11 protein-coding genes and 1 pseudogene are annotated in these 12,742 nt (G+C 73.8%); 8 read left to right on the top strand and 4 right to left on the bottom strand.

Going from position 1 to position 12,742, the window contains the following annotated elements; genetic code table 11:
* Positions 1–176: 176 nt before the first annotated feature.
* Positions 177–923 (top strand): ferritin-like fold-containing protein, encoded by a 747-nt coding sequence (locus OYE22_RS10205; RefSeq protein WP_277320107.1) that lies wholly within the window; start codon positions 177–179, stop codon positions 921–923.
* A gap of 113 nt (positions 924–1,036) precedes the next feature.
* On the opposite strand, the gene OYE22_RS10200 is transcribed toward OYE22_RS10205, so the two are convergent.
* The 4 genes from OYE22_RS10200 to OYE22_RS10185 form a co-directional block, all read right to left on the bottom strand.
* Positions 1,037–1,306: a hypothetical protein gene (locus OYE22_RS10200; RefSeq protein WP_277320106.1), complete on the bottom strand. Its 270-nt coding sequence runs from the start codon at positions 1,304–1,306 to the stop codon at positions 1,037–1,039.
* A gap of 197 nt (positions 1,307–1,503) precedes the next feature.
* On the bottom strand, positions 1,504–1,731 hold the full coding sequence (locus OYE22_RS10195) for a DUF3107 domain-containing protein (RefSeq protein ID WP_277324076.1): 228 nt from the start codon (positions 1,729–1,731) through the stop codon (positions 1,504–1,506).
* Positions 1,732–1,994: 263 nt separating this feature from the next.
* Positions 1,995–2,648, bottom strand: coding sequence for a TetR/AcrR family transcriptional regulator (locus OYE22_RS10190; protein WP_277320105.1), 654 nt, complete (start codon positions 2,646–2,648; stop codon positions 1,995–1,997).
* A 137-nt stretch (positions 2,649–2,785) separates the two neighbouring features.
* Positions 2,786–3,052: a hypothetical protein gene (locus OYE22_RS10185; protein WP_277320104.1), complete on the bottom strand. Its 267-nt coding sequence runs from the start codon at positions 3,050–3,052 to the stop codon at positions 2,786–2,788.
* A gap of 304 nt (positions 3,053–3,356) precedes the next feature.
* Between OYE22_RS10185 and OYE22_RS10180 the strand changes: the two genes are divergently transcribed.
* The 7 genes and pseudogenes from OYE22_RS10180 (at position 3,357) to OYE22_RS10155 (ending at position 12,618) form a co-directional block, all read left to right on the top strand.
* The gene (locus OYE22_RS10180; protein WP_277320103.1) at positions 3,357–4,427 is read left to right on the top strand and encodes an alpha/beta hydrolase; all 1,071 of its coding nucleotides are present in this window, start codon (positions 3,357–3,359) and stop codon (positions 4,425–4,427) included.
* On the top strand, positions 4,420–6,024 hold the full coding sequence (locus OYE22_RS10175) for a DUF3152 domain-containing protein (protein ID WP_277320102.1): 1,605 nt from the start codon (positions 4,420–4,422) through the stop codon (positions 6,022–6,024). Before OYE22_RS10180 ends, OYE22_RS10175 begins: the two co-directional genes overlap by 8 nt.
* Positions 6,025–6,361: 337 nt before the next feature.
* Positions 6,362–6,448: pseudogene (locus OYE22_RS33400) on the top strand (Ms4533A family Cys-rich leader peptide); the annotation flags it as partial.
* A 207-nt stretch (positions 6,449–6,655) separates the two neighbouring features.
* Positions 6,656–8,380, top strand: coding sequence for an ABC transporter substrate-binding protein (locus tag OYE22_RS10170; RefSeq protein WP_277320101.1), 1,725 nt, complete (start codon positions 6,656–6,658; stop codon positions 8,378–8,380).
* Between the two features lie 124 nt (positions 8,381–8,504).
* Positions 8,505–9,596 carry an ABC transporter permease gene (locus OYE22_RS10165; RefSeq protein ID WP_277324075.1) on the top strand — a complete coding sequence of 364 codons (1,092 nt, stop codon included), beginning with the start codon at positions 8,505–8,507 and terminating at the stop codon, positions 9,594–9,596.
* Entirely contained in the window at positions 9,593–10,582 is a 990-nt protein-coding gene (locus OYE22_RS10160) for an ABC transporter permease (protein WP_277320100.1), read from the top strand. The genes OYE22_RS10165 and OYE22_RS10160 overlap by 4 nt, the downstream gene beginning before the upstream one ends.
* On the top strand, positions 10,579–12,618 hold the full coding sequence (locus OYE22_RS10155; RefSeq protein ID WP_277320099.1) for an ABC transporter ATP-binding protein: 2,040 nt from the start codon (positions 10,579–10,581) through the stop codon (positions 12,616–12,618). The genes OYE22_RS10160 and OYE22_RS10155 overlap by 4 nt, the downstream gene beginning before the upstream one ends.
* The last annotated feature ends 124 nt before the right edge of the window (positions 12,619–12,742 follow it).

The raw sequence follows: 12,742 nt of genomic DNA, 5'->3' as shown, positions 1-12,742 counted from the left end.
CGCATGCGTGGAACGACCCGCCGATAATGGGCGGGCTCTTTACCACTGTACCCCGGATACGGCGCTCCATCCGGAGGCTTGTTTGAGTGCGACGATGAACACACTCCGCTCCGCCCGGGGCCGCCGGGGCTGACCAGGGGCTTCCGCGTGCCCCCAGGCGGACTATTGTGCGCGTCATGGAGACGCCCAACGCCGCTGACAGCACGCCCGACGACGCCCCCGAGAGCACCGGTATCGCCGCCCAGGACTGGGCGCAGGCGTCCGCTGAGCCGCAGTACCGGGCCGCGGTCATCGACCTGCTCGGCGCCCTCGCCTACGGCGAGCTGGCCGCCTTCGAACGGCTCGCGGAGGACGCCAAGCTCGCGCCGACCATCGACGACAAGGCGGAGCTGGCGAAGATGGCGTCGGCCGAGTTCCACCACTTCGAGCGGTTGCGGGACCGGATCGCGGCGATCGAGGCGGAGCCGAACGAGGCCATGGAGCCCTTCGCCGCCGCGCTGGACGAGTTCCACCGCCAGACGGCGCCGTCAGACTGGCTCGAGGGCCTGGTCAAGGCGTACGTCGGCGACTCGATCGCCAGCGACTTCTACCGCGAGGTGGCCACCCGGCTCGACACCGACACCCGCGACCTGGTGCTCCAGGTGCTGGACGACACCGGGCACGCGTCCTTCGCGGTGGAGAAGGTGCGCGCCGCCATCCAGGCCGACCCGCGGGTCGGCGGACGGCTGGCGCTGTGGGCGCGGCGGCTGATGGGTGAGGCGCTCTCGCAGGCGCAGCGGGTGGTCGCCGACCGCGACGCGCTCTCCACGATGCTGGTGGGCGGCGTGGCCGACGGCTTCGACCTGGCCGAGGTCGGCCGGATGTTCTCGCGGATCACCGAGGCACACACCAAGCGGATGGCCGCGCTCGGCCTCTCGGCCTGACGCGGCCGGCCGCACAGCGGCACGCCCCGGCCGTGGGGCCGGGGCGCGGGGCGCGTGTGTGCCTGGTCGTCGAGCTGAGCCGTCGGACTGGACCGTCGGACTCCGGTGGCTCCTCAGGCCGCCGCGGAGCGGCGCAGCCGCCCACTGGGGCGGCGGACGAGGAGCGACAGCAGGGCCACGGCCATGATCAGCGAGGTCGTCAGGGTCGCCGTGGGGTGGCCGTCGCCGAGCACCGAGTGTCCGAGCAGGGCGCCGAACAGCGCGGCGCCGGGGCCGGTGGACAGGACCAGCGGGGTCGACGGCAGTTGCCGCGGCAACCAGCGGAGCGCCGCGACGGCGACGGCGAGGCCGATCAGTACCGAACAGAGCGCTTCCAGGATCATGTGCTTTTCCTCCCGCGCGAGCCGTAGAGCAGTCGCAAATCGGTCCCAGCCGTACTACCCTGCGCGCGCCGGTGACAATCTTTGTCGACACATCGACGGCGGGGCCGGTGGACTGATCCACCGGCCCCGCCGTCGTCTGCTGTGGCCCGAGGGCCGGACTGCTGTGGCCCGAGGGCCGGAAGAGCGGAGCCCGGGTCTCAGAGCGCGCTGAAACCGACCTTGCGGGCCGACTGCTCACCGATCTCCACGTAGGCGAGCCGGTCGGCCGGAACGAGGACCCTGCGGCCGTGCTCGTCCACCAGGCTCAGCAACTGCGCCTTGCCACCGAGCGCGTCCGCGACGGCGCGCTCCACCTCCTCGGCAGACTGCTCGCTCTCCAAGACGATCTCGCGAGGCGCGTGCTGCACGCCGATCTTGACCTCCACGGCCATGTCCCTCCGACGGTCCGGGTTTCCCCTGGCCACCGGCCAGGAGAGGTGCGCGGTTCCCGCGCCGTACGGACACATTAGCCGCATCGCGCGGCGGGTCCGGGGGTCCGTGGACGATCACCGTCGCGCGCGGGCGCGCGAGCGGCCCGGCGCGTGCGCGACGCCCGCGCCGGCCACCGGTGACGGCGGCCGGCGCGGGCGCCTGGCGCGGTGCCGGGGGCGGCCCGCCGGTCGGGCCGGCGGGCCGCGGGTCGGTACGGCTAGCCCGCCTCCGGGCCCTGGCCGTCCGCGCCGTGCAGCGGGAAGCCCGCGATGCCCCGCCAGGCCAGCGAGGTCACGAGCTGCACCGCGGTGTCGCGCGGGATGTCGCTCTCGCTGGAGAGCCAGTAGCGCGCGACGACCTGCGAGACGCCGCCGAGCGCGACGGCCAGCAGCATGGACTGGTCGGACGGCAGCCCGGTGTCCTCGGCGATCACCTCGGAGATCGCCTCGGCGCACTGGAGCGAGACGCGGTCCACGCGCTCGCGCACCGCGGGCTCGTTGGTCAGGTCGGACTCGAAGACGAGGCGGAAGGCGCCGCCCTCGGCCTCGACGTAGGCGAAGTACGCGTCCATCGTCGCCGTGACGCGCAGCTTGTTGTCGGTCGTCGAGGCGAGCGCGGTGCGCACCGCCTGCAACAGCGCCTCACAGTGCTGGTCCAGCAGGGCCAGGTAGAGGTCGAGCTTGCCAGGGAAGTGCTGGTAGAGCACCGGCTTGCTGACCCCGGCGCGCTCGGCGATGTCGTCCATCGCCGCGGCGTGGTAGCCCTGCGCGACGAAGACCTCCTGGGCAGCGCCCAGGAGCTGATGACGTCGGGCTCGGCGCGGCAGGCGCGTGCCTCGTGGGCGCGCCTCGGTCTGCTCGATGGCTGTCACGCCGCCTCCCAGGTGGGTCGTTCCGTGCACGGTGTTCACCGCGCCCGCCATCGTACTTTTGGGTAACCGAGGCGCGCGCGGCCCGTGCGGAGAATTTCACGGACCGGGCACCGGGGGAAGCCGACAAAAGGGATGGATCATCGGTAGTCCTCTTCGTCGGTCTCCACGATCCGGTGCTGCTCGGCGACGTCGGCGGGGTTCGCCGCCGTCGGGTCGAGGTCGATGGGCTGCTCGTCCCGGTCGGGTGCGAGGGCGGCGCGCTGCTCGGCGCTGTCCGCCTCGGGCGCCTCGACGCTCCGGTCGCCGTCGGTGTCCGTGGTCGGCTCCTCGTCGGGAAAGTGCTCCGGATCGGTGGGATCGATGGGCTCGGTCAGATCGGTCGGATCAATGGGCTCGATGGGCATATGGCTCCCCTTTCCAGGGCGAGCGCCCTCTATACGAGCCTACGAGGGGTCGCTGTCGCGCGCTATGCGCCGCGACCGCGTGCGCGGCCCGGCGCACTCCCACGGCCACGCTTCCGCAGCACGGCGCCGACGCGCTGCTCGGAGCGGTATGGCAGGGGTGCGCGGGGCGCGTCAGGCGGGTGGGGCGAGTGAGGAGGTACGGAGAGGAAGGGGGAGGTAAGGGGAATGGCGGATGACGTGGTCGTTCGTACCCGTGATGGCGAACACACGAACGTGCCACGTGATCGTCTCGTAACATTGCTCCATGTCTTCCACCGACTCGCCAAGGCCGTGCAGCGCGCCCGCGTCGGTGCCGGGCGAGCCGGCCCGTGCCGGCGAGCGGCTGCGCGAGGTGCGGCTGGCCGGGTACACGCTGGCGGTGCGCTCCCGGGCGCCCGACCGCGCGGACCTGCCGCCCGCCCTGTACGTGCACGGCCTCGGCGGCTCCTCCGACAACTGGTCGCTGCTGATGGCCGAGTTGACGGACGTGGTGGACGGCGAGGCCGTCGACCTGCCCGGGTTCGGCTTCTCGCCGCCGCCCGAGGACGGCACGTACTCGCTGGCGAGCCATGCCAGGGCCGTGGTCCGGCTCATCGAGGCGGGCGGGCGCGGTCCGGTGCACCTGTTCGGCAACTCGATGGGCGGCGCGGTCGTCACCCGGGTCGCCGCCGCGCGGCCCGACCTGGTGCGCACGGTCACCCTCGTCTCGCCCGCGCTGCCCGAGGTGCCGCCCCAGCGCACGGCGCTGCCCACCGCGCTGCTCGCGGTGCCGGGCGTCACCCGCCTCTTCCGCCGCCTGACCAGGGACTGGACGGCCGAGCGGCGCACCCACGAACTGCTGGCGCTGTGTTACGGCGATCCCACGAGAGTGGACCCGCAACACCTGGCGGCCGCCGTCGCCGAGTTCGAGCGGCGGCTGGCCCTCCCGTACTTCTGGGACGTGCTGGCGCGCTCGGCGCGGGGCGTGGTCGACTCCTACACCCTCGGTGGCCAGCACTCGCTGTGGCGGCAGGCGGAGCGGGTGCTCGCGCCGACGCTGCTGGTGTACGGCATGCGGGACCAGCTCATCTCGTTGCGGATGGCCCGGCGCGCACAGGCCGCCTTCCGGGACGCCCGGCTGCTGACCCTCCTCGACGCGGGGCACGTCGCGATGATGGAGTACCCCGAAACGGTGGCGCGAGCCTTCCGTGAACTGCTGAACGACCTGGAACTGCGCGCGAAGGTGGAGCCCGTGGAGTCTGACGAAGCCGAGGGTGCCCCGGGCCGGCGCCCGGCGCGGCCCACCGGGCCCGCCGCGGGGCAGGGCGCGAGCAGGGGCGCTGCTGCGCGTGGGTAGGCACAGCGCGCGCGGCCCGCGGCCCCGCGACGGGCGCTCCGGCGTACCCGGCCCACGCCCCGCGCCGCCCGGCCCCAGACCGGCCGCGCCCGGGGGGTACGGAGAGACGTTCCCGCAGGCCGCCACGGCCCCCGCGACCGGTGAGGGCGCACCGCGCGTCGCGCCGGCCCCCGCGGACACCCCGGCGCACGGCGTCCCGTACGCCGACGGCACCCCGGCCCGTGGCGTGCCGCGCGTCGGCGCTCCGCGCTCGCGGGGCCCGGCCGAGCCCGCCACCACCCCGCCGCACGGCACCCCGGCGCACGACGGCACCGCGACCGGCGGCGGCCCCGGTGGGCATCCCGAGCAGCGCGAGCCCGGCGGCTGGGGCGCGTTGGGCGGCTCTCCTCGGCGGTGGGTCGGTCGCGGCGCGGACGGTCGGAACGTGGCCGGTCGCGGGGCGGCCGGCGCCGACCCGGCGGACGCGGGGCGCGTGCCGGTGCGCGGAGGCGTTCCCGGGCCGCGCCGGGAGTACCTGGAGGCGTTCGACGGGCCCAACGCCGGCGAGGCCGGCGACGCGGACACCGGGCGAGGCCGTCGCGGCCCGGCCGCGGGCGCCGGTGTGCCCTCGGCCAGGGAGGCCGTGGCCGGGACCGAGGACCGTCAGGAGTCGGGCACGCCGGCGCGCGAGCCAGCGGGCGAGGGTACGGACCCGGCCGCCGGCGGCTCGGCGAGCGCCGGTGACGACACGGGGCGGCCCGGCCGTGGACGGGCCGGGCGCGCCGCGCCGCCGGCCGGTGGCAGGGGTCGCACGTTCACCGGGATCGCCGCCGCGGCGGTGACCACGGTGCTCGCGATCGTGGTGGCCGGCCAGGTGACCGCCGACCCGCAGGACGCCGACACGGCCCAGCCCGGCGGCGCCACGGAGCGGACCGGGGGCGGCGAGGCGTCGCGCTCGGACGGGCGCCCCACGCCGGCCCCGCCGCCGCCCCCGCCCTCGTACGAGGAGAAGTTGGCGACCAAGTACCCGCTGGACCCGAAGCTGAAGGGGCCGGGCAAGTTCACCACCGTGCCGGGGGGCGACAAGGCGCCGGGCCGGGGCGAGGTGGTGCGCTACCGGGTGGACGTGGAGAGCGAACTGCCGCTGGAGGCAGAGCTGTTCGCGAAGGCCGTACACAAGACACTGAACGATGAGCGCAGTTGGGGCCGGGGCGGGCAGCGCACTTTCGAGCGGGTCTCCTCCGGGTCGGCGCGCTTCGTGATCAGTCTGGCCAGCCCCGGGACGACGGCCACCTGGTGCGCCAAGTCCGGCCTGGACATCACACAGGACAACGTCTCGTGCGACTCGGCGGCCACCGAGCGCATCATGATCAACGCCTATCGGTGGGCCCAGGGCGCGAAGACGTTCCGCGACGACCAGACGACGGTCTACCGGCAGATGCTCATCAACCACGAGGTGGGGCACCGGCTCGGCCGGGACCACGAGGGGTGCCCGAGCGACGGGGCGCTGGCGCCGGTGATGATGCAGCAGACCAAGCTGCTGCACACCGACGACGCCACCTGCCGGGTGAACGCCTGGCCGTACCCGGACGGCGCGAAGGACAAGCGAGGCCGGTAGCGGGCGCGGCGCGCGGCGCGCGGGGGCTCCGTGCCCCGGGCGTTGGCGTCACGGAGGCGGCGGTGGCGGGGCACGGCGCCGGTCGCCGAACGGGGCCGACGGGCTCCTCCACGGGCGTGCGTCGCGGCGCGGTGGAACGGCTCCGCCAGTGGCGTTCGGCGGTGGGGCGAGCCGCCGCCACGCCCGTCACCAGGGGTTTCGCTCGCCGACGCGCCGCGTTGCGGCGGGCGTGGGGCGGCGTTGGCCGGGCGGGCGGCCGTCCCGCATGGCGATACTCACTGTCTCCTTATATGAGACATCTTTGCCAGGTGGCGAAAAATCGTTCAGTCTTCTGCGCATGTCGCGTCGTCCTGCCATCGAGATCGCCAGCTTCGAGCTGGCGCTCATTGGCGTGACCGGACACGCCGTCGCCGACATTCACTGTCGCCAGGGCCAGCGTCACCTGACTTCCGCCTGACGCGGACTCAGGACCGGCCCGCCCCGCCCGCGCACCGCATCGCGCGTCACACGGCCTCACCGCCGTCTCCCTCATTCCGCATCCGCCCGGTGGCGGTCCGACCCGTCGACTGACGGGGCCCACCTCCGCCCGCCGCGCTCCGGATGCCTCCTGCTGCGAAAGGCGTACTTCGTCATGCGTCAACTGCCCCTCATATCCCGCCGCGTGGCCGCGGCGGCCGTCAGCGTCGTTCTGCTCGGCGGCGTGGCCGCCTGCGGACCCGAGGACAGTGACAGCAAGGGCGCCGGGGGCGGGAGCGAGGGCGCGCCCCAGAAGGGCGGCACGCTCACCATCCTCAACTCCCAGGCCCAGACGGACTTCGACCCGGCCCGGCTCTACACCTCGGGCGGCGGCAACATCCCCGGGCTCGTCTTCCGCACCCTGACCACCCGCAACCGCGAGGACGGCGCGGCCGGCGCCAAGGTCGTGCCCGACCTGGCCACCGACACCGGCAGGCCGAGCAAGAACGCCACCGTGTGGACGTACACCCTCAAGGACGACCTCAAGTACGAGGACGGCTCCAAGATCACCACGGCGGACATCAAGTACGGCATCGAGCGCTCGTTCGCGGCCGAGCTGTCCGGCGGCGCGCCCTACCTGCGCGACTGGCTGATCGGCGGCGACACCTACCAGGGCCCGTACAAGGACAAGAAGGGGCTCGACTCGATCGAGACGCCCGACGAGAAGACCATCGTCTTCCACCTGCGCAAGCCCGAGGGCGACTTCCCGTTCGTGGCGACGCAGACCCAGTTCGCGCCGGTGCCGAAGGACAAGGACAAGGGCACCGCGTACGAGAACCACCCGATCTCCTCCGGCCCGTACAAGGTCGTCAAGAACGTCGGCGACGGCGAGCGGATGACGCTGGAGCGCAACCCGCACTGGTCGGAGAAGACCGACGCGGAGCGGCACGCCTACCCGGACAAGGTGGAGGTCAAGGCCGGGCTCGACTCGGCCGTCATCAACCAGCGGCTGTCCACCGGCTCCGGGGCCGACGCCGCCGCGGTGACCACCGACACCAACCTGGGCCCGGCCGAACTCGCGCAGGTCAGCGGCGACAAGGAGCTGGCGGGCCGGGTCGGCACCGGGCACTTCGGGTACACCAACTACCTGGCGTTCAACCCGAAGGTCAAGCCGTTCGACAACCCCAAGGTGCGGCAGGCCATCAGCCACGCCATCAACCGCACCAGCGTGGTCAACGCCGCCGGCGGCTCCTCGCTCGCCGAGCCGGCCACCACCTTCCTGCCCGAGCGCGAGTTCTTCGGCCACACCCCCTACGACCACTTCCCCGCGGGCCCCACCGGCGCCCCGGACAAGGCGAAGAAGCTGCTGGCCGAGGCGGGCTACGAGGACGGTCTGACGATCACCCTCACCCACTCCACCGCCAAGGACTTCGCGACCAGCCCCGAGGTGGCCACCGCCGTACAGGAGGGGCTGAAGAAGGCCGGCATCACGGTCAAGCTCCAGGGCCTGGAGGACAACGACTACAGCGAGAAGACCAAGAGCGTGAAGGACGCGCCCGGCTTCTTCCTCGCCGCCTGGGGCGCCGACTGGCCCGCCGGCGGCCCGTTCCTGGCACCGATCTACGACGGCCGCCAGATCGTCAAGGACGGCTCCAACTACAACCACGCGCAGCTCGACGACAAGGCCGTCAACGCCGAGATCGACGCCATCAACAAGCTGACCGACCTGAAGGCCGCGGCCAAGCGGTGGGGCGCGCTGGACAAGAAGATCGGCGAGCAGGCGCTGTCCGTGCCGCTGTTCCACCCGGTCTACAAGCGGCTCTACGGCAAGGACGTCAAGAACATCGTGATCAGCGACTGGACCGGCGTGCTCGACGTCTCGCAGGTCGCGGTCCGGTGATCCGGGTGCGCACGACCACCGCACGGGTCGCGCCCCGCGCGGCCCGCGAGGAGACCTCGTGACCAGCGACGTGTTGGTCACGACCCAGGCGGGGGCCCCGGCCCCCGCCTCGGGGGCCCGCCAGGTGTGGCGGCGGCTGCGGGCGCGCAAGGCCGCCGTGGTCGCCGGCGCCGGGCTGGCCCTGCTCGTCCTGCTCGCCCTGGCCGCGCCGCTGCTGTCGGCGCTCACCGGCCAGGACCCCAACACGTACCACGACGACCTGGTGGACTCGGCCCGTGGCGGCGTGCCCACCGGCACCTGGGGCGGCGTCAGCGCCGAGCACTGGCTCGGCGTGGAGCCGGGCACCGGGCGCGACCTGTTCATCCGCCTCGTCTACGGGGCCCGCGTCTCGCTCGTGGTGGCCGTCGGCGCCACCGTGCTCCAGGTGCTGATCGGCGTGGTCATCGGCATCGCGGCCGGGTTCGGCAGCCGGTTCGTGGACGGGCTGCTCAGCCACGTCAGCGACGTGTTCATCGCGCTGCCCATGCTGGCGTTCGTGATCGCGCTGACGGCCGTGGTGCCCGCGGACTTCCCCCGCCCGCTGCTGCTCGTGCTGGTCATCGCGCTGTTCGGCTGGGCCGGCACGGCGCGCGTGGTACGGGCCCAGACGCTGTCGCTGAAGAAGCTCGACTTCGTCGCCGCGGCGCGGCTCGGCGGCTCGGGGCCCTTCCGGGTCGCCCGCCGCGAACTGCTGCCCTCGCTCGCCGCGCCCGTCATCACCTACTCGGCGATCCTGCTGCCGAGCAACATCGTGGCCGAGGCCGCGCTCTCCTTCCTCGGCGTCGGCATCCGACCGCCCACGCCGTCCTGGGGGCAGATGCTCTCGACGGCGACGACCTGGTTCCGGGCCGACCCGGCCTACGTCCTGCTCCCGGCCGGCCTGCTGTTCCTCACCGTGCTCGCGTTCACGGTCCTCGGCGACGCCCTGCGGGTGGCGCTCGACCCGCGCGAGGCGTCCCGGCTCGGCGCCGGCAGGCGGCGCGCCCGCAAGGCGGGCAGGTCCGGCGCGGTCGGTGCGGTCGCCGCGCTCGGCAAGGCCGGTGCGGTCGGCAAGGTCAGCGAGGCCGGTGCGTCCGGCCAGGCCAGTGGACCCGGCAAGGCCGGTGCGTCCGGCGGGGCCGGTGTGCCCGGTGTGTCGGAGACGCCTGGCACCGCTCAGAAGGGAGGCCCGGCATGATCCCGTATCTGCTGCGCCGGGTGGCCGGCGCCGTCCTGGTGCTGTTCGTGCTGTCGATCGTCGTGTACGCGATGTTCTACGCCGTGCCCGGCGACCCGGCCAAGCTGGCCTGTGGCCCGCGCTGCAACCCGGAGCAACTGGCACAGGTCCGCGACCAACTGCGTCTCGACGACCCGCTGCCGGTGCGCTACTGGCACTTCCTCCAGGGCCTGTTCGCCGGGCAGGACTTCTCCACCGGCACCGCGGTCCTGCACTGCGACGCCCCCTGCTTCGGCCTCTCGTACCAGAACGACCAGCAGGTCACCGAGCTGATCTCGCAGCGGCTGCCCGTCACCGCGTCGCTGGCCCTCGGCGCCATGGTGCTGTGGCTGATCCTCGGCGTCGGCACCGGGTTGCTCTCGGCGCTGCGCCGGGGCGGGATCACCGAGCGGTTGCTCACCTGGTTCACGCTGGCGGGGACGGCGACGCCGGTGTTCATCATCGGGCTGCTGCTGCTCATGCTCTTCTGCGCCCAACTGCGCTGGCTGCCCTTCCCCTCGTACGTGCCGCTGACCGAGAACCCCGAGCAGTGGGCGTGGAACATGCTGCTGCCGTGGACCGCGCTCGCGCTCATCGAGTCGGCCAAGTACGCGCGGCTGACCCGCAGCTCCCTGCTGGAGACGCTGGCCGACGACCACATCCGCACCTTCCGCGCCTACGGGGTCTCCGAGCGCGCCATCGTGGGGCGGCACGCCCTGCGCGGGGCGCTGCCACCGGTGATCGCGCTGACCGCGCTCGACCTCGGGTCGCTGTTCGGCAGCGCGATGCTCACCGAGACGCTCTTCGGGCTGCCGGGGCTCGGCCAGTTGCTGGTGCACTCGGTGCGGACCATCGACCTGCCGGTCGTGGTCGCCGTCGTGCTGGTCACCGGCGCGGCCGTGGTCATCGCCAATATCGTCGCCGACCTTCTCTATGCGGCAACCGATCGGAGGGTGACCCTGACATGAGCGAACAACGGTCAGTAGAGGCCACAACCGAGCGGAACGCGACCAAGGTCGGACCCGGGCCCGGGCCCGGGCAGAACGCGACCGAGACCGCGATCGAGACCGCGACCGGTCCCGAGCCGGCTACGGCGCGGCCGGAGCCGCTGGTGCGGGTCGAGAACCTCAGCGTCGGCTTCCCGGCGGCGGACGGCGGGGGCACGGCCTCCGGGCCCGACGCCGGGACGGCGACCGTACGGGCCGTGGACGGGCTCTCCTTCACGCTGGAGCCGGGCGCCGCGCTCGGCATCGTCGGGGAGTCCGGGTCGGGCAAGAGCACCGTGGCGTTCGCCCTGCTCGACCTGCACCGAGGCACCGGCGCCCAGGTCAGCGGCGCGGTGCGGGTCGCGGGGCGGGACGTGCTCACGGCCGACGACGCGGCGCTGCGCCGGATACGCGGCGGGGTGGCGGCCATGGTCTTCCAGGACCCGCTCTCCTCGCTCGACCCGTACCTGGCGATCGGCGACCAGATCGCCGAGGTGTACCGGGTGCACCACCGGGACGCGTCCCGGCGCGCGGCGCGCGCCCGCGCCGTCGAGGTGCTCGACCGCGTCGGCATCCCGGACGCGGCGCGCCGCTCCCGGTCCCGGCCGCACGAGTTCAGCGGCGGCATGCGGCAGCGCGCGCTGATCGCGATGGCGCTCTCGTGCGAGCCACGGCTGCTGATCGCCGACGAGCCCACCACGGCGCTCGACGTCACCGTGCAGGCCCAGATCCTCGCGCTGCTGGCCGAACTGCGGGCCGAGACGGGCATGGGCCTGCTCCTGGTCACGCACGACCTCGGGGTCGCCGCCTCCAGCGTGGACGACCTGCTGGTCATGCGCGCGGGCCGGGAGGTCGAGCGCGGCCCGGTCAACGCGGTGCTCAGCGCCCCGCGCGAGCCGTACACCCGTGCGCTGCTCGCGGCGGTGCCACGTGTCGAACAGGCGCGCGGGGACCGAGCCCGGGTCCCGTTCCCCGCGCCGGCGGAGAGCCGGAGCGAGGCCGGGACCACCGCCGGGACGGCGCCCGCGACCGTCGCCGGAGCCGTCGCCGGAGCCGCCGCCGAGGCCGCCCCCGGTGGCGAGCCGAAGGCCGCGACCGCGACGTCGGACGTGGCGCACGTGGTGGACACGGGCCCCGCCCACCCCGCGCCGGCCACGGCCGCCGAGGCGGACCGGGAGGCGAGCGGAGCGGCGGAGACCGAACTGCTGTTGGAGGTGGACGGGCTGCGCCGGGAGTTCGGCAAGCGGCGGGCCCGCACGGTCGCGGTGGACGACGTCTCGCTGACGCTGCGCGCCGGCGAGACGCTGGGCGTCGTCGGTGAGTCCGGCAGCGGCAAGACGACGCTGGGCCGGATGATCGTCCGCCTCCTGGAGCCGTCCGGCGGTTCGCTGCGCTACCGGGGCCGCGAGATCGGCGGGCTGCGCGAGCGCGAACTGCGCCCGTTCCGCAGCGAGTTGCAGATGGTCTTCCAGGACCCGGTGGCGTCCCTGAACCCGCGCCGCAGCATCGGCGAGTCCATCGCCGACCCGCTGCGCGCCGCGGGGAAGCTGACCGGGCCGGAGATCGTCGCGCGGGTGCGCGGGCTGCTGGAGCGGGTCGGCCTCGACCCCGACTGGTACCACCGCTACCCGCACGAGTTCAGCGGTGGCCAGCGGCAACGGGTCGGCATCGCGCGGGCGCTGGCGCCCGAGCCCCGGCTCATCGTCTGTGACGAGCCGGTCTCCGCGCTCGACGTCACGACGCAGGCCCAGATCGTGCGGCTGCTCGGCGACCTCCAGCGCGAGCTGGGCCTCGCGCTGATCTTCATCGCCCACGACCTGGCCGTCGTACGACAGGTGAGCGACCGGGTCGCCGTCATGCGCGGTGGCCGGATCGTCGAGGAGGGCGAGACGGACGCCGTGTACGACGATCCGCAACACCCGTACACCCGTTCCCTGCTGGCGGCGGTGCCCCTGCTGGCAGGGGCGGAACGGCCGGCGGAGGCCGTGTCGAGCGAGCGGGTGGGGGCCGTCGTATAGCGCCTCGCAACGCCGACTGGCCGTAAAAGTTACGGCTGTTCACCCCTTCTGGTGGCGCGACGGACAACCGTCCGTCGCGCCGCCCCGCCCCGCGCATAGCGTGCTGCCGCTGCCTCACGGCGGC

Source organism: Streptomyces sp. 71268, from assembly GCF_029392895.1.
Taxonomy (GTDB): domain Bacteria; phylum Actinomycetota; class Actinomycetes; order Streptomycetales; family Streptomycetaceae; genus Streptomyces.
Note: the sequence above shows the minus strand (reverse complement) of the source record. Positions and strands in the feature narration are given on the sequence as shown.

Bases quoted from the DNA above. Each gene is read 5' to 3' on its own strand.
- OYE22_RS10205 (WP_277320107.1), top strand. From the start codon at position 177: ATGGAGACGCCCAACGCCGCTGACAGCACGCCCGACGACGCCCCCGAG.
- OYE22_RS10200 (WP_277320106.1), bottom strand. From the start codon at position 1,306: ATGATCCTGGAAGCGCTCTGTTCGGTACTGATCGGCCTCGCCGTCGCC.
- OYE22_RS10185 (WP_277320104.1), bottom strand. From the start codon at position 3,052: ATGCCCATCGAGCCCATTGATCCGACCGATCTGACCGAGCCCATCGAT.
- OYE22_RS10180 (WP_277320103.1), top strand. From the start codon at position 3,357: ATGTCTTCCACCGACTCGCCAAGGCCGTGCAGCGCGCCCGCGTCGGTG.
- OYE22_RS10170 (WP_277320101.1), top strand. From the start codon at position 6,656: ATGCGTCAACTGCCCCTCATATCCCGCCGCGTGGCCGCGGCGGCCGTC.
- OYE22_RS10160 (WP_277320100.1), top strand. From the start codon at position 9,593: ATGATCCCGTATCTGCTGCGCCGGGTGGCCGGCGCCGTCCTGGTGCTG.
- OYE22_RS10155 (WP_277320099.1), top strand. From the start codon at position 10,579: ATGAGCGAACAACGGTCAGTAGAGGCCACAACCGAGCGGAACGCGACC.